At 63.7% G+C, this 21,396-nt stretch carries 20 protein-coding genes; 9 read left to right on the top strand and 11 right to left on the bottom strand.

What is annotated here, in order from left to right:
* From ACNJYD_RS19205 to pncA, 7 genes are all read right to left on the bottom strand, one after another.
* Entirely contained in the window at positions 1-1,638 is a 1,638-nt protein-coding gene (locus ACNJYD_RS19205; RefSeq protein ID WP_439363007.1) for an ABC transporter substrate-binding protein, read from the bottom strand.
* A gap of 31 nt (positions 1,639-1,669) precedes the next feature.
* The gene (locus ACNJYD_RS19200; RefSeq protein ID WP_212257095.1) at positions 1,670-2,485 is read right to left on the bottom strand and encodes a sugar phosphate isomerase/epimerase family protein; all 816 of its coding nucleotides are present in this window, start codon (positions 2,483-2,485) and stop codon (positions 1,670-1,672) included.
* 460 nt (positions 2,486-2,945) lie between these two features.
* A complete protein-coding gene (locus ACNJYD_RS19195) occupies positions 2,946-4,208 on the bottom strand; it encodes a DUF1236 domain-containing protein (protein WP_212257096.1) in 1,263 nt (420 codons plus the stop codon).
* 104 nt (positions 4,209-4,312) lie between these two features.
* Positions 4,313-4,696 carry a GrlR family regulatory protein gene (locus ACNJYD_RS19190; RefSeq protein WP_212257097.1) on the bottom strand — a complete coding sequence of 128 codons (384 nt, stop codon included), beginning with the start codon at positions 4,694-4,696 and terminating at the stop codon, positions 4,313-4,315.
* Positions 4,697-4,727: 31 nt separating this feature from the next.
* Positions 4,728-6,761: an NAD(+) synthase gene (locus ACNJYD_RS19185; protein ID WP_439363006.1), complete on the bottom strand. Its 2,034-nt coding sequence runs from the start codon at positions 6,759-6,761 to the stop codon at positions 4,728-4,730.
* Positions 6,762-6,897: 136 nt separating this feature from the next.
* A complete protein-coding gene (locus tag ACNJYD_RS19180) occupies positions 6,898-8,013 on the bottom strand; it encodes an alpha/beta fold hydrolase (protein ID WP_439363005.1) in 1,116 nt (371 codons plus the stop codon).
* Positions 8,014-8,029: 16 nt separating this feature from the next.
* The gene (gene pncA / locus ACNJYD_RS19175) at positions 8,030-8,656 is read right to left on the bottom strand and encodes a bifunctional nicotinamidase/pyrazinamidase (protein WP_172789625.1); all 627 of its coding nucleotides are present in this window, start codon (positions 8,654-8,656) and stop codon (positions 8,030-8,032) included.
* Between the two features lie 267 nt (positions 8,657-8,923).
* On the opposite strand from pncA, the gene glk reads away from it, so the two are divergent.
* Together glk and ACNJYD_RS19165 are read left to right on the top strand one after the other, a co-directional pair.
* Positions 8,924-9,895 carry a glucokinase gene (glk, locus tag ACNJYD_RS19170; protein WP_439363004.1) on the top strand — a complete coding sequence of 324 codons (972 nt, stop codon included), beginning with the start codon at positions 8,924-8,926 and terminating at the stop codon, positions 9,893-9,895.
* 138 nt (positions 9,896-10,033) lie between these two features.
* Positions 10,034-10,246: a hypothetical protein gene (locus ACNJYD_RS19165; protein WP_172789623.1), complete on the top strand. Its 213-nt coding sequence runs from the start codon at positions 10,034-10,036 to the stop codon at positions 10,244-10,246.
* A 35-nt stretch (positions 10,247-10,281) separates the two neighbouring features.
* Here ACNJYD_RS19165 and ACNJYD_RS19160 read toward each other — a convergent pair whose 3' ends face one another.
* Both ACNJYD_RS19160 and ACNJYD_RS19155 read right to left on the bottom strand, forming a co-directional pair.
* A complete protein-coding gene (locus ACNJYD_RS19160) occupies positions 10,282-10,659 on the bottom strand; it encodes a response regulator (RefSeq protein WP_172789622.1) in 378 nt (125 codons plus the stop codon).
* A gap of 112 nt (positions 10,660-10,771) precedes the next feature.
* The gene (locus tag ACNJYD_RS19155; RefSeq protein WP_439363003.1) at positions 10,772-11,569 is read right to left on the bottom strand and encodes a Spy/CpxP family protein refolding chaperone; all 798 of its coding nucleotides are present in this window, start codon (positions 11,567-11,569) and stop codon (positions 10,772-10,774) included.
* A gap of 466 nt (positions 11,570-12,035) precedes the next feature.
* Here ACNJYD_RS19155 and ACNJYD_RS19150 point away from each other — a divergent pair, with 466 nt between their 5' ends.
* From ACNJYD_RS19150 to ACNJYD_RS19125, 6 genes are all read left to right on the top strand, one after another.
* On the top strand, positions 12,036-13,376 hold the full coding sequence (locus ACNJYD_RS19150) for an ABC transporter substrate-binding protein (RefSeq protein WP_172789620.1): 1,341 nt from the start codon (positions 12,036-12,038) through the stop codon (positions 13,374-13,376).
* Between the two features lie 125 nt (positions 13,377-13,501).
* On the top strand, positions 13,502-14,440 hold the full coding sequence (locus ACNJYD_RS19145) for a carbohydrate ABC transporter permease (protein ID WP_172789619.1): 939 nt from the start codon (positions 13,502-13,504) through the stop codon (positions 14,438-14,440).
* A complete protein-coding gene (locus ACNJYD_RS19140; protein ID WP_061881679.1) occupies positions 14,440-15,351 on the top strand; it encodes a carbohydrate ABC transporter permease in 912 nt (303 codons plus the stop codon). Before ACNJYD_RS19145 ends, ACNJYD_RS19140 begins: the two co-directional genes overlap by 1 nt.
* A gap of 20 nt (positions 15,352-15,371) precedes the next feature.
* Positions 15,372-16,472, top strand: a complete 1,101-nt coding sequence (locus tag ACNJYD_RS19135) for an ABC transporter ATP-binding protein (RefSeq protein WP_212257103.1) — start codon at positions 15,372-15,374, stop codon at positions 16,470-16,472.
* 30 nt (positions 16,473-16,502) lie between these two features.
* Positions 16,503-17,492 carry a hydroxyacid dehydrogenase gene (locus ACNJYD_RS19130; RefSeq protein ID WP_212257104.1) on the top strand — a complete coding sequence of 330 codons (990 nt, stop codon included), beginning with the start codon at positions 16,503-16,505 and terminating at the stop codon, positions 17,490-17,492.
* Between the two features lie 167 nt (positions 17,493-17,659).
* Positions 17,660-18,151 (top strand): hypothetical protein, encoded by a 492-nt coding sequence (locus tag ACNJYD_RS19125; protein WP_212257105.1) that lies wholly within the window; start codon positions 17,660-17,662, stop codon positions 18,149-18,151.
* A 140-nt stretch (positions 18,152-18,291) separates the two neighbouring features.
* Here the strand turns inward: ACNJYD_RS19125 and ACNJYD_RS19120 are convergent, their stop codons facing one another.
* Together ACNJYD_RS19120 and ACNJYD_RS19115 are read right to left on the bottom strand one after the other, a co-directional pair.
* Positions 18,292-19,920, bottom strand: a complete 1,629-nt coding sequence (locus ACNJYD_RS19120) for a hypothetical protein (protein ID WP_439363002.1) — start codon at positions 19,918-19,920, stop codon at positions 18,292-18,294.
* Positions 19,917-20,426, bottom strand: coding sequence for a DUF1993 domain-containing protein (locus ACNJYD_RS19115; RefSeq protein ID WP_439367495.1), 510 nt, complete (start codon positions 20,424-20,426; stop codon positions 19,917-19,919). The genes ACNJYD_RS19120 and ACNJYD_RS19115 overlap by 4 nt, the downstream gene beginning before the upstream one ends.
* Positions 20,427-20,542: 116 nt before the next feature.
* Here ACNJYD_RS19115 and ACNJYD_RS19110 point away from each other — a divergent pair, with 116 nt between their 5' ends.
* Positions 20,543-21,334: a transporter substrate-binding domain-containing protein gene (locus ACNJYD_RS19110; protein WP_172789615.1), complete on the top strand. Its 792-nt coding sequence runs from the start codon at positions 20,543-20,545 to the stop codon at positions 21,332-21,334.
* Positions 21,335-21,396: the final 62 nt, after the last annotated feature.

The raw sequence follows: 21,396 nt of genomic DNA, 5'->3' as shown, positions 1-21,396 counted from the left end.
TCAGACCTCGAAATTGCCGGCGCGGAAATCCATCGCGAAGGCGGGCGCCGCCTTCCACTTGATCGATTTCGGCTTGGCCGTGAAGGTCGCGTTCTGGTGCAGCACCGTGTAGGCGGGATCTTCGCGCTCGGCGATCTCCAGCATGCGGCGGAACGCCTTCTTGCGCGCCGCGCGGTCGGTCGAGGTCTCCAGGAATTCGGAGAGCGTATTCAGCTCGGCGTTGGTCCATTCGCCGATCTGCTGCTGCTGGCCGTTCGGGCCGTGCTGGGCGACCAGCGACGACACCGGATCGTTGAACGCGGCCGAGTTCGACCAGTCGCGCACGGCGCGGGTCGGCGCGCGCTCCATGATCTGCGACCAGTTCTCCTTGGTCTCGATCTGCACATTGAGGCCGACCGACTTCCACATCTCGACCAGGATCTGCGCGGTGGCGACCTGGTTGGTGTAGTAATTGTTGAGCAGGCGGTACGGGATCGGGTCGCCCTTGTAATTGGCCTGCTTGAGCAGATCCTGCGCCAGCTTGGGATCATAGGCCGGCACGCTCCAGTCGGCGTTGAACATGTCGCCGTAGAATTCCCATTGCAGGCCCTTCGGCACGCGGGTGCGGCCGGCCCACAGGCTGTCGACAATCGCCTGGCGGTCGATCGCATGGGTGAAGGCGCGCCTGACGAGTGGATTGGCGAGCACGGCATGGTTCTTGTCGAACACGGTGAGGCGGTGATTCTGAATCGTGCCGCCCTGCACTTCGAAGGAGGAATTCTTCTCGATGCCGGCGATCTGGTCCGGCGGGATGTCGCAGGCGAACTGATATTCGCCCGACAAGAGGCCGTTGATGCGGCTGGCGACTTCGGGCACTTCGAGGAAGCGGATGCGCTTGAGCGGCGGCCGGCCGCCCCAATACTCATCATGGGCTTCGAGCGTCAGCGAGACGTCGGGCTTGAGCTCCACGACCTTGTAGGGGCCGGTCGTCACCGGCTTGCGGGCCCAGTCGAGATAGCTCGCCGCCTCTTCCCAGGCGCGGCGGTTCATAATGTCCGAGCCGTAGCGCGACAGCCGGCCCTCGATGGTGACGTCGGGCGTCGCGTTGTAGAAGCGCACCGTGTACTTGTCGACGGCATCGACGCGCACCAGGTCCGGCCAGATGCGGCGGGCGACCGCGGGGACGTCCGGCGGCAACTCCTTGCCCGGGCGCGGCGTCGGGATCTTCTCGAACGCCTTGATGGTGGAGCGGTTCTTGGCCTCGGTCTCGCCGAACATGCGCTCGCGGCTGAAGGTGAACACAACGTCTTCCGCCGTCAACTCGTCGCCGTTGTGGAACTTGACGCCCTGGCGCAGCTTCACCTCGACCGTCTGGTCGTCGATGCGGCGCCATTCGGTGGCAAGGCCTGGCACTGCTTCGAGGCTGCCGCGCCAGTTCTTCGAGATCAGGCCTTCCCAGATCGAGGAGAAGAACACGCGCTCGCCGACATTGGACTGCTCGCGCAGCACGTCGAGCACGTTCGCATTGGTGACCTTCTGCACCGCGATCGTCACTGATGGACGGTTGTCTGCTTGCGCGATCGCAAAGCGCGGCAGCAGCAAGGTGCTTGCGGCGGCGCCGCCGGACTTCAGGATGGTGCGACGGGTGAGCTTGCTCATGAGGAGGACCCCTGCCCTTTGGTGATATCTGTTATTCGGCGAGACCGAGCGCGGCGAGATGCGCCGCGCCCTTGCGGACGTCGTCGTGATTGCGGAGTTCGAGGATCAGCCGTGGATTTGAAGTCAGCCGGCCAAGTGCGCGGAACACGGCGACCCAGGGAATGTTGCCTTCGCCCGGCGCCCAGTGCCGGTCGGCAAAGCCGTCGGTGTCCTGCAGGTGCACATGCGTCAGCATGTCGCCGGCGGTCTCGACGTAATAATCGACTGGCGGCGCGCCGGTGGAGATGTGGGCATAGTTGGCGTGTCCGGTGTCGAGCGAGACCCGGACCTTGCTGCTTTCCAGAGCCTTGGCGAGCCGCACGCGGTCGCGCGGGTCCTTGTCCTCGATGTTCTCGATGACGATCTCGCAGCCGATCGTCTCGGCACGCGCGATCACCTCGGCCAGCGTCGCCTTGACGCGCTCGACGATATTGGCGCGGTTGTCCGGATAGAGATCGAGATTGTTGTGGTCCCAGGTCGTGAACGGCGAGTGGATCACCATCTGCGTGGCGCCGAGGAACTCGGCGGCCTCCAGCCCCTGGAGCAGACGCTTGGTCACGGCCTGGCGGATCATCGGATCGTGGCTGTCGATCTTGAAGCCCCAGAACGGGCCGTGGATGCCGAGCCGGCCGGTGTGACCGGAAAGCATCTGCTTGATCTCGCCGGCGGTTGCGCGCCAGTCGCTATCGAGCAGATCGGCGCGGAAGAAGTCCTGGATTTCCAGATCGCGCTGCTTTTCGAGAAGCCAGTCGCGATGCGCAGGGATCGATTTGATGGACAATGCGGCGCCCAGCACCGGCTTCGACATGGCATGCTCCTTCGTCGTCAGCGATGACGGAGAGCAGCGCTAGACCAGTTCAATGACAGGCCGGTGAAATCCGTCTTCGGCAGCGCGGACGAGATGTGGACATCTCCTGCCCGCGCGCGTTGGCGAGTGAGGCAGCGGCGATCGCTGCGAGAGATGCCGAACGGGCACATGGCAAGCGCTATCGTGTCCGTAGTGATCCGGAATGGAATCCTAGCCGACCTTCGCGTACATCGCGGGACATCGATCGGCGGCCACTTCCACAGGCATCACCCTCTGATCGCGCTACATGGGGTTGGGGGACCACATGGGGCGGGGGATTGAAGGCTGGGGCAAGGTGACGAGGTCCGGACTCCTAGGCACTCCGGACCTCGAAACTTTTTAGATTGAACGCAGCAACGCGCCGTCCGGTGGGGCATCCGGGCGGCGCGTTGTCGTTTCAGCGCCTCTTTTGTTTCGGCGCTTAGCGCGTCTGCGGCTCGATCGTCACCGTGCAGTCGCCCTGCCCTTGCGTCGCGACCACGATATTCCCCGCGGCAGTGCCGAGCGCAATCGGCGCGGACGTGCCGCCGCCGGGCATCTGAACCGTCACGCTCAGGGAATCCGTGCGCGCGGTCGAGCCAACGGTCGAAGGTTCCGCCTGGGCGACATTGCCCGAGGCATCACGCCGCATGATCTGGCAGTTCACATTGCTTCCGCCGGCTGCCGCCATGCTCGACGACGCGCTGCCGCCCATCTGCGCGCGGGCGCGCGACGGATCGCGCGGCACCTGGCTGACGATGCGATGGGTGCGCGGCTCCACGATGACGACGTCGTCCTCCGTGGCAAAGTACTCGTAGTCCCGATATTGCGGCTCGATCGAGATGATCTCGGGCGGAAGCCGATGGAGACGCACGCGCGAGGGAATGGTCTCGCCGACCCGGATCGAGATGTTCAGATTGCGCTCCGGCTGCGCGAGGCGCGCGCGGCTCACGGTTTCGGAGATCCGCACCTGCCTCTCGGTCGTCATCTGGGCCTGCTGATTGACCTGCGTGTTGGTCTGCGTGGTCTGGTTGGCCTGATTGGTTTGCGTGCCCGTGGAGCCGGGCGCGGTCTGTGCATTGTTGGTCGGAGCCGTGCGGCTGGTATCCGTCGCGGTGGCCGGCCGGTTGTTCTGTTGTGCCGGCGGCTGTTGCTCGGCGGCATTGCGCGGCGGCTGGCTCTGGTTGCGCTCGTTCTGGTTGGCCGTTGCTCCCGCCCGCTCGTTCTGCTGGCCAGCCGCGCCCGCCGGCCCCGTCTTGGATTTCTCGGACTCTGCGGTTGATTTCTGCGGCGCAGACTTGTCCTGCCTGGTATCGGCGCTGCTCTTGCTGTCGCGTCCCGGCTTGGTGCTCTCCGCCTCCCGGTTGCGATCACGCGAAGGTTCGCGAGATTCTTGTGCCTGATCCTTCCCCTTCGGCTGATTGCGCTCGGCAGAACTGGCCGGCTGGCGCTTGTCGTCGTTCGCCTCCTGCTTGGCAGCGCCGCCCTTCTCTTCGCGGCCCGCGCCCTGCAGTCGTTCTTGAGCGCCCTGCGCGCGCTCCTGAACACGTTCCTGGGCTCCGCCGCGCTGCGGCGCAGCGCCCTTGGCCGGTTCCTCGGTCCGTCTTGGTTCGTCCCTGCGCTCAGCCGGCGCCTGGGCGTAGGCAAGGCCGGACGCAAGCATGAGTCCGACGGCCGCAGTCGATAACATCAAATGTTGACGCATGGTCCCTCTCCTCGACAATTCGCAACGACAAACGCGAACGTTCTGTCCGTGCGAAGGTTCCTGAGCAGGAACGCAGTCGTGGAAGTGAACCAATCAAGTCGCCATCACATCGCATCCTTCAGCGTCAGTCGCGCCGTGAATGTCACCGTGGTTTTGCCGACCAGCGCCATGCCTTCGACTTCCGCCCCCCCGGGAAAATAGACGCCGGAAAAGCCGCAGGTGACCTCCCGGCCGCCGAATGCGAGCGTCCTGCCGACCGCCTCGGTGTGCTGGTTGACGATCATGTCGCCCCGCCACTTGCCGTTACGGAAGGTGTAGCTGCCGGTGTAGTAGAAGTAGCTGTCGCCGCCCATGATGCGGCCGTCGCAGAGCATGACCACGCCCCTGGCCTGCCCACGCTTGCCGTCCCGCATCTCGATGTCGAAGATGTAGAGGCCGTTGACGACCCTGGCCTCCTCACCCGCTTCCGCCTCATCGCCAGCCGACATCCGATCATCCCCACCCGATCCGCTGCTCCGATCAGTTCGGTACGTTCCGCTCGAGATCCTCGAGCCATGCCGCCGCGCTCGAATCCGAGGGCGCGCGCCAGTCGCCGCGTGGCGACAGCGAGCCGCCGGCCGAGACCTTCGGTCCGTTCGGCATGGCCGAGCGCTTGAACTGGCTGAAGGCGAAGAAACGGCGCAGGAACACGTCCAGCCAGCGGCGGATCTCCGGCAGATCATAGGCCTTGCGCCGGTCGCTCGGGAATGCCGGCGGCCATTCCCCCTTCGCAACGTCCTTCCACGCCTGGAGCGCTATGAAGGCGATCTTGGACGGCCGCATGCCGAAGCGCAGCGTATAGAACAGGTTGAAATCCTGCAGCTCGTAAGGTCCGACGGACGCTTCCGTGCTCTGCGGCTTCTGGCCGGCCTCGACCGGCACGAGCTCGGGCGAGATTTCGGCCGCCAGGATCGATCCGAGCGTCCGGTTGACGTCGTCGCTGAATTGTTTCGAGGAGATCACCCAGCGGATCAGATGCTGGATCAGCGTCTTCGGCACGCCGGCGTTGACGTTGTAGTGCGCCATCTGGTCGCCGACACCATAGGTGCACCAGCCGAGCGCAAGCTCGGAGAGATCGCCGGTCCCGATCACGATGCCGCCGTGATGGTTGGCGAGCCGGAACAGATAGTCCGTGCGCAGGCCCGCCTGCACGTTCTCGAAGGTGACGTCGTAGACCTTCTCGCCCTTGCCGAAGGGATGGCCGATATCCTTCAGCATCTGCGTCGCCGTGGTGCGGATGTCGAGCTCCTGCCAGCTCGTCTGCAGCGCCTTCATCAGCGCGAGCGCGTTGGTCTTGCTCTCGCTGCCGGTCGCAAAGCCCGGCATGGTGTAGGCCAGGATGTTCTCACGCGGCAGACCGAGCAGGTCGACCGCCTTGGCGGCGACGATCAGGGCATGGGTGGAATCGAGGCCGCCCGACACGCCGATCACGACGCGCTTGGTGCCGGTGGCGCGCATGCGCTGCACCAGCCCGGCGACCTGGATGTTGTAGGCCTCGTAGCAGTCCTGCTCGAGCAGGCTCTCATCGCTCGGCACGAACGGAAAGCGCTCGACCTTGCGCAGGAAGCCGATATCAGCCGCCGGCGGCTTCAGGGCAAATGTCACCTTGCGGAAAAATGCCTCGCGCTGCCGCCTGTTGTCGTCGAACGTTCCCATCAGCGCGCGTTCCTGCCTGAGCAGGTCGAGATCGACGTCGGCCAGCGTGATCTGGCCGCCCTGGCGGAACCGCTCGCCCTCAGCCAGCAGCACGCCGTTCTCGTAGATCGAGGTCTGGCCGTCCCAGGCGAGATCGGTGGTGGATTCCCCGGCCCCGGCTGCGGAATAGACGTAAGCTGCGAGGCAGCGCGCCGAGGTCGATTGGCACAGCAGCGCGCGCGAGCGCGCCCGGCCGATCGTGATCGGACTGCCCGAGAGGTTGATCAGCACGCTCGCGCCCGCAAGCGCGAGCTCCGAGGCCGGCGTCACCGGGATCCACATGTCCTCGCAGATCTCGACGCCGATGGTGAGGCCTGGAACGTCCTCGGCCGCGAACAGGAGATCCACGCCGAACGGCGCGTGCATGCCGCCAAAGGCGATGGTCTCGCCGGCGATGCCGGCACCGGAGGCGAAATGCCGTCCCTCGTAGAACTCGCGATAGGTCGGCAAGTAAGATTTCGGCACGACGCCGAGGACGTTGCCGCGATGAATGACGACGGCGCAGTTGTAGATGCGATTGCCAAAGCGCAGCGGCGCCCCGACGATCAGGACCGTCATCAGCCCCGCGGAGGCCTCAACGATCCCTGCGAGCCCGCGCTCGACCGCATCGAGCAGCGGATCCTGCTTCACCAGGTCCTCGATGGCATAACCGGACAGGCATAGCTCGGGAAACACGGCAACCGCGACCGACTGCTCATGGCAGGCATTGGCCGCCGCCAGGACGGCTTTCGCGTTGGCCGTGGGATCGGCGACGTGGGAGGTGGTCACGCAGGCCGCCACACGCGCAAATCCATGGACGTAAATCGAGTGGAAAGTCATCGAGCGCAGTACCCTTCTTGCCGGCGGCCGCCGCCGTCAGCTCCGGTCATATGTAGCCCATCGATCTGGCCCCGTGCAGGCCATCCGGCATCATGCATAACGGATTTGCGCCTCGGCCGGTCCTATGCCCGCGAGCTCAGGCGCTGCGGGCCAGCACGCCGGGCAGATCGCTGCGCAGCCACCCGGCGATCCGGGGCCAGGCGTGCGCATGGGTGCGCGCGCCCATGAACAGGCCGAGATGGTTGCTGGGCTCGGACGCTGCCGCGATGAAGGCTGGTGGCGTGCCGACGAGGCCGGCCGTGGCGAGCGCTTGCGTCGCCGGCACCACATCGTCGTCGAGCCCGGCGAGCAGGAAGATCGGCGCCCTGACGTCCTTCAGGTCGATCGGGCGGCCGAGCGCGACGAAACTGCCCTCAGCGATCCGGTTCTTCCGGAAAATCGCGTTGACGATCTCGAGATAATAAGTGCCCGGCAGGTTGAGCGTCTCGGCGTTCCAATGGTCGAACCGCGCCAGCAGCTCAGTGCCCTGCTCGTCCGAGAGTTCCCGCTGCAATGCCGCCACGATAGCGTCGTGGTCAGGCGCTTTGGACCAGAAGCGCAGCATCTCCTCGCCGCTGACATTGCCGCCGCCGCGCGCGACGAGCTGGTCATAGAAGAGCTCGGGTGCGTTACGGGCGAGCCGGGACAGCGAGGACTCGATCGACAGGTCCACGGGAGCACCGACGAGAACCAGCCGCCGCACCTTGGCTGGAAAGCGCGCGGCATAGAGCAGCGACAGCCATCCACCCTGGCACAGTCCGACGAGATCGACCGGCGCGCCGATCTCGTCGATAGCGACGTTGAGGTCGCCGAGATAGCTGTCGATCGAGAGATAGCGCATGTCCGGTGTCGCCGACCGCCAGTCGGTGAGATAGACCCGGTCGATGCCGCCATTCTGCAGCGACTGCACCACGCTGTGTCCTGGGGCGAAATCGGCGATCAGGGCCCGGTGCAGCGCATAGGGCGCGCAGACCAGCGCCGGCTGGCCGGACCGGGTCTGCGAGCAATCGCGCAAGCGCATCGTTGCGAGCTCCAGCGCAACGCGGCTCGGCGTCGTCCATGGCAGGCTGCTGTCACCCTGTTTCTCGGGTGCCCGCTCCAGCCACCAGAAGCAGGCATCCATGGCGAACTGCGCCGCGGCAAACGGCCAGAGCCGCGGATCATCGGGGGCCTGCCCTGGCCCGCGTGGCGGTTTGGCGGTCTTGTCCACCATGGCTACCTCGACATCCTCACAAAAACGCCTCGAGGCTCACGACAGCAATGCCGAGGTCCCGAAAACTCCGATGGGTCGCCGCGACCGAGCCGTCGAGATCGATACCGCGACAGGCATCCTCGATGACGGCGACCTCCAGGCCCGCCTTGCGCGCATCTTCCGCCGAGAAGCGGACGCAGAAGTCCAGCGCCAGGCCGGCGACAAAGACGGTCTTCAGCTCGCGTTCGCGCAAATAACCCAGCAGCCCGGTCGGTGTCCGATGGTCGTTCTCGAACAACGCCGAATAGGAATCGATGCCGCGGCGAAAGCCCTTGCGCACGACGAGGCTCGCCCGCGTCACGTCGAGATCGCGATGAAATTCCGCGCCGGCCGTGCCCTGCACGCAATGCGTCGGCCAGAGCACCTGCGGTCCGTAGTCGAGCTCGATGGTCTGGAACGGCTGCTTGCCGGCATGGTTCGGCGCGAACGAGGCGTGGTCGCTCGGATGCCAGTCCTGCGTCAGCACCACATTGGCGAATTTTTGGGCGATCCTGTTGATGGCGGGGACGACCTTCTCGCCACCGGGAACGGCGAGCGCCCCACCGGTGCAGAAGTCGTTCTGTACGTCGATCACCAGCAGCACGTCGCGGTCGGAAATCTTCATCGCCGTCCCATTCGATCTGCCGGGCGCGAGGGCACCGGGCGAGCCAGCTCAGTGTCGGCCTTCCCGCGCTGCTTCGCAACCACTGGCGCGCGCGGCAGCTGCGCGAATTGGTCAGTGCAAGCCGCCACGATGCAACGGTTTGACCTCGTCCGTGTTGACTAGGCGCACCCAAGGGCAGATTCTCGCACCGCCCGCGCCAGGCGGATCGGGTCGAAGGAGCGGAGGACAGGGCTGCCAGGGCCTGAAGGTCGTGGCGGCGATGAGGCCATGAATATCGGCAAGACCGGAAAAATTCTTCTCGCCGATATCGGCGGCACCAATGCGCGCTTCGCGCTGAGCCCGAGCGGTCAGACCGGACCGATCGACTATGTCAAGGTCGCGGATTTCCCGACCGTCCGCGAAGCCATCGCGGACGTGCTGGCGCGCCGGTCGAACGGCGAGCAGCCCCATCGCGCGGTGCTGGCCGTGGCAGGTCCCGTCACCAACAATCGCTGCGTCATGACCAACAGCCCCTGGGTCATCGACGGCAACGAGCTGCAGGGCGCGCTCGGCTTCGACAGCGTCCATGTGCTGAACGATTTCGAGGTGGTGGCCTGGTCCCTGCCCGCCTTGGAGTCTTCCGACCTGGTCCCGCTCGGCGGCGGCGACGGCTTGCCCGGAGAGCCGTTGCTGGTCGTGGGGCCCGGAACCGGATTTGGTGTCTCCTGCCTGGTCGACCGCCATGGTTCGCGACTGGCCGTCGTCACTGAGGCCGGACATGCGACCCTGCCGGCCGAGAACGAGCGCGAGGAGCGCGTGATCGCCTGCTTGCGCCGGCGCCTCGGCCATGTCTCCATCGAGCGCGGCGCCCTCTCGGGTTCCGGGCTGCAGAACCTCTACGAGGCGCTGGCCGAGATTGACGGCGTTCAGGTGCCGCATCGCGATGCCGCCGCGATCACCAAGGCTGCGCTGGAGAACAGCTGTCCGGTCAGCCGCGCGACGCTGGAGATGTTTTGCGCCGTCCTCGGCTCGGTCGCCGGCAATCTCGCGGTGACTTTCGGCGCCCGCGGCGGCGTCTATATTGCCGGCGGAATCGTGCCGCGCTTCCGCGAGTTCCTCGCCGCCTCCGCGTTCCGGGCGCGCTTTGAAGCCAAGGGACGGTTTCAGGACTATTTGCGCAATATCCCGACCAGGCTCGTGATCAAGCCCGATGCGAGCTTCCTCGGCCTGACGATGTTTGCCGAGCACAATCCCGGCTGAGGGCGACCTCCGCCCGGCGAGTTCGCGTCATGCACAGCTGATTCAGCCTACCGGCGGTTCCACGCAGGTTCGTGCTTGCCTGCGTGTTCCCGATGAGAAACAATCTCCCCGTGTGTGGCGTAGTTGCGGGGGCGTGACATGCGTAAGCAGGATCCGGGTTTCGACTATCATCGCTATCACCGCCTGTTGCGCGAAGCGGACAGCGAAGACAAGCGGCTGGCGCTCATCGAGCTCCTGATCGAGGAAAAGGCCCGCGACCAGCTGGCTGCCCAGCGCGCTTCGGACCGCGCGGCCATGACGGCTCACACCATTGCCAGGGTGCTGAGGAACGGCCGCACCCCTGCCGGTTGAGCCCCTCTCCGGCCATGCGCCAAAGGCGCGATCGGTCAGCTCGGGATTTTGGCTGACGGCTCGGGAAACATGGAATCGATCATTGCCTTGAGCTGATCCATCGCGATCGGCTTGCGCAGGATCGGCCTGCGCCGAAGCAAGGACGGCAGTAGCTCCGGACCGTAGCCTGTGGCGAACAGAAACGGCTTTCCGCGACGTTCGATCAGGTCGGCGACGGGATCGACATAGACGCCCATCAGATTGATGTCGAGGATGGCCAGATCGTACTGCGCGGTCATGGCAAAGGCGCTGGCGTCGCGCACATTGTCTGCCTCCGCAACGACGTGGTGGCCGAGCTCCTCCACCATGTCGGCGATCATCATCCGGATCAACGCCTCGTCTTCGACCAGGAAAACGGAGAGTCCGTCCGCCATATCAACCCCGCAATCAGCCTTGCGAAGCTAAGCATAACCGAATTGCGCTGTGGATACACGAATTCGTGGCGGGCGCCGTTAATTCAGACGCGCCCGAACCGATTCAACTTGATCAATCCAGCCCACGCTCGTGGCTGAGGTGCACCATCTCCTGGATGAACACCTGCTTCTGCTTGTCGTCGAGGCTCGAAAAGAGCGGCTCGGCGGCGTCGGCGACGTTGCGCTGATCGGCGGCGCGATCGATCAGGAACTGGGCCTCGTTGCGCATCTGCTCGATGATGTCGTCGGGCGGATCGCGCTTGGCGCGCGCAATCCGCAGGTTGAGCCGCTCTGCGCCATTATGCCCGAGGTAGTGCATCGCGCTCGAGAATCCGTACCAGTGCTTTTCCTGATCCGGCGTGAGGTTCAGCTGGCTCTTGATCCGCTCGATGTAGGAATCGCTGTTGGCGACGATCTGCTCGGCGGTCAGCTGCGGCGCGCCGGGCTGAGTCAGAACCGTGACTTCCTTGTTGTCCTTGCCCTTGTTGTCCTGCGGCGCGTTCTTCGCCTCCTTGCTCGCCTTGGCGCCCTTGCCCTTGGCGCTCTTGGCGTCCTTGTCCTTGGCCCCGCCCGGCTGCTTGGAATCCTTGGCCGTGTCCTTGCCGGCCTCCTTGGGCGGCGGCGCCTGATTGCTATTGTTGCCGACGCCGAGCACGCCGGTGAACACGCCGACCACGCCGCCGATGGCGCCACCGAGCACGCCGCCGACCGGACCTGCCGCCTTGTTTCCGGCCGCCGCGCCTTCCTGAACGCCCTTGACGAGACCTTGAGCATTCGCCACCGCTGCTGCCCCGAGCAACAGCGCGAGCACGGACCCCAGCGCCAGGCATCGCCGCAGGTGAAGCCGCGCGAGTGGCGCCGGTTTGATCATTCTCATCTCCATCATCAATCTCGTCTATCAGCGGGAGTCAGCCGCCAGGCGCAACTCTATCGTTTCCGCCGCTTCGAGGTCCAGACGCGGCCGATTGCTGTCCACGCCCGAAAAGTCTTTCACGCGAAGCGTTTATCCAAACTGCGGCGTAAATGCGCACGACAGCGTTTGAGACCGTTTGGCGCGAAGTGTGCGTCGCAAAAAAAACACCGTGCGCCGCGCCTGCAGCCGCGTCGCTCGCCACGCATTGCGACGTTTCCGGGCACACCATTAGTTTTAGACGCGAAGCCATCGGCTTTCTCGACAGATGCGATCAATCATGATCTGATCGCGCTACCAATTTGCCGCGACCTGCGTGAATTGCCTCACGCCTGCCGACGGCACCAACAAGAAAATCGAGCAACAAGAACTCAAGAAAGAAGTCTCAGAGGAAACTCCAACAACAACACCCAAGCGAGGAAACGAGATGTCACGCAAGACACTGACGCGACGTCAATTTGTGGCTGCCACTGCAATGTCCTCCGCGGCGCTGATCTCGGCGCCCTATGTCCGGGGCGCTTACGCCGCCGGCAAGCTATCGATCGGCTTCTGGGACCATTGGGTGCCGAATGCCAACGACGCCTCCACCGCCATGGTCAAAGCATGGGGCGAAAAGGAGAAGGTCGACGTCTCGATCGACTACATCACCAGCAACAACAACAAGATCCAGCTCACGGTCGCTGCCGAGGCACAGGCGAAATCCGGCCACGACATCCTGCAGATGCCGACCTGGTGGCCGCACGCCTACTCTGAAAATCTAGAGCCGGTGAACGACGTCATGGAGCCGCTCATCAAGCAGAACGGCGAGGTCAACGGCACCGTCAAATATCTCGGCCAGGCCGGCGGCAAGTGGCTCGCCGTTCCCGCAATCCCGGGAAGCCAGATCAAGGGGCCCTGCTCACGCATCGATCTGATGAAGAAGCATGCCGGCATCGACGTGCAGGAATTGTACCCCGCCGGCGCCCCCGCAAAGGCGGACAATTGGACGTTGGAGACCTTCCTGAAGGCGGCCGAGGCCTGCCACAAGGGCGGCGTGCCGTTCGGGATCGGCCTCGGCGAAACCACCGACAGCGTCGACACGGCAGGCGCGATCTTCCAGTCGTTCGGTGCCGAGCTCGTCAACGCCAAGGGCGACGTCACGGTGAAGACCGATGCCGTTCGTCAGGCGCTCGAATATTACAAGAAGCTGATCGCCTTCCTGCCGCCGGACGCTCCGTCCTGGGACGATGCCTCCAACAACAAATGGCTGATCTCGGGCCGCGGCGCGATGATCCTGAATCCGCCGAGCGCCTGGGCGGTCGCCAGGCGCGACGCGCCGCAGATCGCCGAGCAGTGCTGGACCCACGGCATGCCGTCCGGGCCCAAGGGCCGCTTCGCACCCTACCTGCCGTACTTCTGGGGTCTCTGGAGCTTCAGCAAGAACAAGGAAGCGGCCAAGAGCCTCCTCACCTACCTGTCGCAGCCGTCCTCGATCGAAAAATTTGTCGCGGCGAGCGGCGGCTACGATCTGCCCGCCTACGCCAACATGACGACGCTGAAGACCTGGGCCGAGGAAGCGCCGCCGAAGGGGACGCTGTATCACTATCCGAATCCCAACAATCATCAGACGCTGTCGATCGCGGCGTCTCCGGCGCCGCCCAAGATCGCGCAGCAGATCTACTTCCAGGCGACGTTGACCAAGATGGCGCTGCGCTATGCGCAGGGCGAAAAGATGGAGGCCACGCTCGCCTGGGCCGAAGGCGAGTGCGAGGGCTTCATGCGGAGTTGATGCCGGGCGTGTGCCAGGCGGTTCACGCTCGAGGCGTGAGCCGCCACGCATCGCGTGCCGCCAATCGAGGAAGCCGGCCGACCGGGCCGGCTTCGCCAGTCGACAATTTCCGAGAAAGCTACGCCATGGCCGATGTCGTCGTTGAGCAAGGTCAAGCGGTCCGTGCGGCGCGCGCGCGCAAGCCGGCCAGCCTTCGCAATGTCCTGGGACGAAAATCGACGGTCGCGTTCTTCCTGACGCTGCCGCTGATCCTGCTGATAGCGCTTCTGGTGCTCTATCCCGCCGTCTACTCCGTCCATCTCGCGACGCTGAACAAGTCGATGCAGAAGTTCGTCGGTTTCGGCAACTTCCTGTTCCTGTTCAAGCGCGACACCTTCTGGATGGTGGTGAAGCAATCCTGCATCTTTGCCGTCACGGCCGTGTTCTTCAAGGCGCTGATCGGATTCATCGTCGCCCATTTCGTGCACAACATTCCGGCCAAGGGGCAGCGGAAATGGCGCGGCATGCTGCTGGTGCCCTGGGTGATCCCGCCGGCGATGAGCACGCTGGCCTGGCTGTGGCTGTTCGACCCCTCCTACAGCGCCTTCAACTACACGCTCTCGTTCTTCGGCATCGGCCCGATCAACTGGCTCGGCGACAATGTGTGGGCGCGCTTTTCCGTCATCCTCGTCAACATCTGGTACGGCGCGCCGTTCTTCATGATCATGTATCTGGCCGCGCTGAAATCGGTGCCGGACCAGCTCTACGAGGCCGCGGCGATCGACGGCGCCAATTGGTGGCAGAAGATCTGGTACATCACGCTGCCGATGATGCGGAACATCATCGCGATCACGGCGCTGTTCTCGCTGATCGTGACCTTCGCCAATTTCGACATCGTTCGCATCCTGACCTCGGGCGGCCCGCTCGACCAGACGCATATCTTCGCCACCTGGGCCTTCAAGGTCGGCATCGAAGGCAGCGACATTCCGCTCGGCGCCAGCGTCTCGCTGTTCATGGTGCCGATCCTCGCCATCGCAGCGATTTTCATCCTGCGCGATGTCTCCAAACGCGGGAATGAAGCCTGATGAGCACGCTTGCAATCGACAAGGCCGGACCGTCGCGCAAGGTCAAGTATGGCAGCATGAGCCGGGACCGCGCCTGGGCGCTGCGCTGGTCCTATTTCTTCCTGGTGCTGTTCGCGATCTTCTTCCTGACGCCGCCGATCTACATGCTGATCACCTCGCTCAAGAGCAGCGCGGAGATATCGGCGGCGACCAATCCCTGGTGGGTGTTTCACCCCACCTTGTCGAACTATGTCGAGCTCCTGACCTCCAACCAGTTCCTGCGCTTCTTCTGGAATTCGTCGATCGTCTCGCTCGCCGTCGTCCTCGTGACCATGCTGATCAGCGTTCCCGCGGCATTCGCGCTGGCACGCATGAAGTTCTGGGGCTCGACGACGCTGGCAACCGGCGTCTTCCTCACCTACCTCATCCCGGACAGCCTGTTGTTCATCCCGCTGTTCAAGATGCTGGCGTTGGTCCAGGACTACACCGGCATCACGCTGCTCAACAGATGGTACGTGCTGCTGTTCATCTATCCGACCCTGACGGTGCCGTTCTGCACCTGGATCATGATCGGCTATTTCGCCTCGATCCCGAAGGAGCTCGATGAAGCCGCGCTGATCGACGGCGCCTCCTGGCTGCAGACGCTGACACGGATCTTTATCCCGGTGGCGCTGCCCGGGCTGATCGCCGCGACCATCTTCGCCTTCACGGTGTCCTGGGCGCAGTTCCTCTATCCCCTGGTGTTCACGACGTCGGTCGACCAGCTCGTGCTGCCGGTGGGCATCACCACCACCCTGATCAAGGGCGACGTCTTCAACTGGGGACAGATCATGACCGGCGCGCTGCTCGGCGCCGCGCCGCCGCTGATCATCTACGCATTCCTGATGGACTACTACATTGCCGGCCTGACCGCCGGCGCGACAAAGGGTTGATGACGAGGAGCTGAAGTTCGATGGCTGACGTTGCTTTGCGGAAGGTTGTCAAGCGTTACGACGATGTCGAAGCCGTGCGCGGCATCGACCTCGACATCGCCGACCATGAGTTCATCGTGCTGGTCGGCCCCTCCGGCTGCGGCAAGTCGACCACGCTGCGCATGATCGCGGGCCTCGAGGACATCAGCGATGGCGACATCATGATCGGCGGCGACGTCGTCAATGACGTGCCGCCGAAGGACCGCGACATCGCCATGGTATTCCAGAACTACGCGCTGTATCCGCACATGACGGTCGCCGAGAACATGTCTTTCGGGCTGCGCCTCAAGCACTACCCCAAGGCCGAGATCAAGGCCCGGGTGACCGAAGCCGCCCGGCTTCTCGACATCACCGACCTGATCGACCGCAAGCCGAAGCAGCTCTCCGGCGGCCAGCGCCAGCGCGTCGCCATGGGCCGCGCCATCGTGCGCAATCCCAAGGTCTTCCTGTTCGACGAGCCGCTGTCCAACCTCGACGCCAAGCTGCGCGTTCAGATGCGGATCGAGATCAAGAAGGTGCACCAGAAGGTGCGCACCACCACGGTCTACGTCACCCACGACCAGGTCGAGGCGATGACGCTGGCCGATCGCGTCGTCGTCATGAACAAGGGCAAGATCGAGCAGATCGGCACGCCGAACGAGCTCTATCACAAGCCGGCGACGCGCTTCGTGGCGGGCTTCATCGGCTCGCCCGCGATGAACTTCATTCCGTGCCGGCTCGAGGATGTCGCCGGCACGCTTCAGCTGCGCCTCACCGACCGCATCGCCTTCGCGCTGCCGCCGGCCCGCGCCGCGCGCTACAACGCACTGCCGCGCACCGACAAGCTGCTGCTCGGCATCCGGCCCGAGCATCTCACGGAGTCGCACGCGCATCTGGGCCCAGGGGTCGAGACCTTCGACACCGTGCTCGACGTTACCGAACCGATGGGCATGGAGACGCTGGTCTATTTCGGGCTCGACGGCACGCCGGTCTGCGGCCGTGTCGATCCCAATGCCGGCGCCAAGGACGGGGCACCCATGCGCCTGGCGATGGACCTCAACAACATGCACCTGCTAAATGAGGAGACCGGCGTCGTGCTGTGACGCCGCCTCAAAAAGCGCAGGCAGGGGGCGATGGCGACCAACAAGAAGAAGATTTTCGTTACACAAACCTTATCGCAAGGGGCACGTGCCCTCCTCACCCAGCGGGATGATATCGAGCTCATCGAGTTTCCGAACCTGATCTCGGCGAGGGATTTCGAGGCCTTGCTAAAGAGCCATGCGCCGGTTCATGGCGTGGCACTCGGCGCCACCGCCTTCGGCGAGACCGAGCTCGAGGCCGCCCGCGACATGAAGGTGGTGACCCGCATCGGCGTCGGCTACGACGCCGTCGACGTGCCCGCCCTCTCCCGCCGCAAGGTGCCGCTGATGGTCGCCGGCAGCGCCAACTCGCCCTCGGTTGCGGAGGCGGCGCTGTTCATGATGCTGACGCTGGCCAAGCGCGCACAGGAGCTGCATTCCTGCGTCAAGGAGGGCACCTGGGCTGATCGCCTCGGCATGCTGCCGTTCGACCTCTACGGCAAGACCGTGCTGATCATCGGCTTCGGCCGCATCGGCAGCCGCACCGCCAAGCGCTGCCTGGCGTTCGAGATGAAGGTGCAGGTCTACGATCCCTACAAGGCAGCCGCCGACATCAAGGCCGCCGCATGCGAGCCGGTCACCGACCTCGACGCCGCACTGCCACACGCCGATTTCGTCACCATCCACTGCCCGAAGACGCCGGAGACCGTCGGCCTGTTCGATGCCGACAGGATCGGCCGCATGAAGCATAGATCCTACCTCATCAATACCGCGCGCGGCGGCATCGTGAAGGAAAAGGCGCTCTATGACGCACTGAAATCCGGAAAGCTCGCCGGCGCCGGAATCGACGTGTTCGAGGTGGAGCCGCCGCCGGTCAGCAACGCGCTGTTCGCGTTGCCCAACGTCATCATGGCCCCGCACGTCGCCGGCGTCACGGTCGAAGCGGTGAGCCGCATGAGCGAGCAGACCGCGCGCAATATCCTGAGCGTGCTGGACGGCGATCCTATCAGGCAGAACGTCATCAACCAGGATGTGCTGGGCTGACGTCGCGATGGCGGGCGGCTCATCCGCCCGCCTTCGGAACGCCAGAAAGCGTCCCATTTTGGTGCAGATCGAGCCCCAACTCAGCCTTAATCAAACGCGCGTAATGGGCTTGAAACGCGGCGGCGGTGGGACAGACTGGCCGGCGCGGCGAGCTGGAGGATGGACCCTTGTCAGAGATCGACCCGACCGACCACGCGTTGGCGACCATCGCCAGCATTCTGGAGAACCCCGAGCCCGTTCTCGTCATTCGCCAGACCGAGACCGAAATCGTGGTCGCCGGAGAGCGTGAGCACGTCGCCTCTGACGAGCCGCCGATCGTGGACGAGCATCCGGTGATCGACGAGCATCCCGTGGTCGAAGAGCAGCCGCTGGTGCCGGAGCACACCGATGCCGACGGCTACAGCAAGGTCGGTCCGGGGCCCATGGTCGCGATCCGTCTGAAGTGGACGGTCCATCGCGGCGATGACGGGCAGTACTACGTCCACGAGACCATCGGCGAGCAGTCCGCGCCCGTGGTCAGCGGTCCCATGACAAGCGAGGCCGCGGTGCGTTTCGTCGACACCCAGGAAGACGAGGCGCAGCGGCGCTTCGAAGAGCTGCGCAGCGAGATCGCCGGCCGCAGCTCGCTTGCCGACTACGAGCGCAAGGGCGAAGCGTAGCTGCACCTAGAAGACCTTAAGCATTTGCCTCTTGTGAGGAGCGCTCCTGAGATAACGTGGGCGCACGTGATCCATCTGCAATGCGCACAGTCGCCTCGTTGCCGAAAGCCCCTTCGGGACGGCACCCGACCACGGGGACGTCAAATGAGGCTTCCAAATATGGCTCGGTCCTCTATGGCGAAACTTGGGATGTCCCAGTCTCCAAGCGCTGACGCGATATGAGAGACGGCCTCCAACGGATCGTCCCTAGTCCACCTGTGAAACGACGAGACAGCTTCGAGCTTGCAATCGACGGATACACAGAGACTCGCGGCAGCGGCATCGGCTAACAAACGCAAATCTCCACCTAGCAGGGGCAGAAACCCGTCAACGGCCATGAGTTTGCGAACCTGAGCACTCTTAGCATCCGACACACAAGGTAGCCCACGCTCCCCATATATTCCTTCCACTAATCGTTCGAGTTCGCGGTACGCATGAGTTCGCTCAATTGTAAGCCGCTCGTCTTCCATCGCCCGTGCAAGCATGGCTTGCGATGACTGCATAAGGTGCGCTCTGGATTTGGCGTGTACACGCGAAGTACGCAGTCGATCCGGAACCTCCGTACTGCTAAGCTGCCAGGAATCGAGCAAGTCGCCTCCCGAGCTTACAAAGCCAAACATACCGTACTCGGCCGTATCAACCATCAGATCAACTTCGAGCTGGCCCTTCCACCCATCCTCAAGCTGCTCCGGCGCTTTCGTGCTGAACAGCCGCCTCCCATTCTCTTGAAAATTGAGCCGGCGCTCCACGACTTCGCCATCGACGCTCACGTGGCCCAGATTGATTGTCGACCAGAATTGCAGGGTCTCAAGGTCCATCCTGACCAGAGCTCGCTCCATTTCGTCCTCGGGCCAGTCGTTGAAGAGCTCTCCGTATAGGGTTTGGAGCATTTCTCGCCCCTTCGCCGCCTCCGTCGACGTATCGTCAAATTCATCATAGTGGAACTGAAGATCCCCAAGTGAAGCACTGCACCTTATCAGTTGCTTACCTGCCAAGCCGCGGCGCTCAAACTCTTCAGCCTGTTGTTGCCGTCGTCCGTCTGTCGCAAATGAGATCAGCCTCAATTGGATCTGCTCCGAAATCGGTCCAAGCGCACCAACTCCGTGCCAATCTCGATCTAGCAGTCGAGCTACAAGCACCCAATCATCATAAAAGTAGGAACGCACGAACTGAAGATAGAAGTCGGTGTCCGCGAAGTGGCTACAGTTCAATTGCAGGGAGTTCTGTAGCCACAAGTTCTTGATGAGCAGGTAACCAGGCAAATATCCGCCGTCGGCGGTCGAAAATGGCTGCATCAGGAGGTCAGCCTTACGCCTGATCTGAGATGTTGTGAGCCGCGCTCCGGAAAGCACGAGAGGGAGTTTTCCCCACACAGGCTCGCTACGCACCGCCAGTCCGCGGGCGAACAATGTACCCGTTAGCATCATCGGCTCGGAGATGATCTCCGTGAAACCCGTGCAGGCGTCATGCTCAGCGAACAGGGCAATACCCTCCGCCAGAGGACGCATCATCCCTTGGGCGAAATCATACCGGATGACAGCGTCCAACACATCGTAGAGTTTGTCGCCACCTCCTTGCCCCTTCTTGAGAAAATGGCGCATCGCCTCGCGGCGAGCCCGAAAAAATAACAGCAACGATGCAAAACCAACGGGCGAGGTAAAGCACCAATGATGAGTGGCCTCGTGGAGGAACGTCGGCAAGCAGGCGAGCGGGATAGTGGAAGAACTCAAAAAAGCTTCGCATTACGCCCCAGATAATCCTTCTTCACCAGCTCAACGCCGGCGTGCCGCAAAAGGTCATAGGCCGTGGTGACGTGGAAGAAGAATTGCGGGACGCTGAACGTCAGCAGCAGCGCCCGCCCGGTGAAGGGCAGCTCGGTGCCGTTCTTCAATCTGAAAAAGACATTCCGTTCCGCCGCCGCATCGATCTCCGCGCGCGGCAGGCTCTCGATGAACTCGATCGACGTTGCGATGCGCGCCTGCAGCCCGGCCATGTCGTGCTCCAGCGCCGGCAGCGCCACCGGCTCGCACTGCGCCAGCAGAGCCGGCGCGACCGTGGCATGGCGGCAGGCCTCGCCGACCTGCTGCGCCAGATCGTACATGTTGGGCGCAAGGCGCATGCCGAGCAGAATCGCCGGATCGAACTTGCGGGCCTGGGCATAAGCGACGCCCTTGTCGAGCAGTGCCGACAGGTTGCGCAAATTGGGCACGAACAGGCCGACGGAGACCTCGTACATCGAAATCGTCACCTCAAGGATTCCCTTCGATTTCTGCCTCGCCAGCGACGGGCATCTGGTCTAAATCCACGTCCGAACGGCTGTACAATGACAGCTCGCGCAGGGGTGGAAAAGAGATGATGGTCCGAATATCCGTTCGAGTCTTGGCGGCCTTGGCCGTGATGTTGCTGGCGAGCCTTTCGGCCCAAGCGCAGCAGGCGCCCTCGCGTCTCGACGAGATCGTCAAGCGCGGCAGCTTGCGCGTCGGCATGACCGGCGACTACAAGCCGTTCACCTATCTGGACAAGACCACGCAGCGTTTCTCCGGCTTCGACGTCGACATGGCGGAAGCGCTCGGTAAGGCGCTCGGGGTCAAGGTCGAATTCGTGCCGACGGCCTGGCCGAAGCTGATGAAGGATTTCGAATCCGACCAGTTCGACATCGCCATGGGCGGCGTGTCGGTGACGCTCGATCGCCAGAAGAAAGGCCTCTTCTCCACACCGATCATGCGCGAGGGCAAGACGCCGATCGCGCGCTGCGCCGATGTCGGCAAGTACCAGACGCTGCCCGACATCGACAAGAAGGGCACCCGCATCATCGTCAATCCCGGCGGCACCAACGAACGCTTCGCCCGCGCCAACATCAAGGAGGCCGAGATCACCGTCTTCCCAGACAATACCGTGATCTTCGACGAGATCGCCAAGGGCAATGCCGATCTGATGATGACGGACGCCTCCGAGACACGCTACCAGCAGAAGCAGCACGCCGGCGTGCTCTGCGCGGTGCATCCGGAAAAGCCGTTCGATTTTTCGGAGAAGGCCTATTGGATCCAGCGCGACATGGCGCTCAAGGCCTTCGTCGACCAGTGGCTGCACATTGCGATGGAAGACGGCACCTACAAGAAGATCTACGCGGCCTGGTTCGATTAGGCGCGTCCTCCTGTCGCTTGCCCGGCCAAACTTTGGACCCGCTCCGGGCCTATTGAACCCGG

Origin of the sequence: Bradyrhizobium sp. SPXBL-02 (assembly GCF_051853065.1) — a bacterium.
Lineage (GTDB): Bacteria > Pseudomonadota > Alphaproteobacteria > Rhizobiales > Xanthobacteraceae > Bradyrhizobium.
Note: the sequence above shows the minus strand (reverse complement) of the source record. Positions and strands in the feature narration are given on the sequence as shown.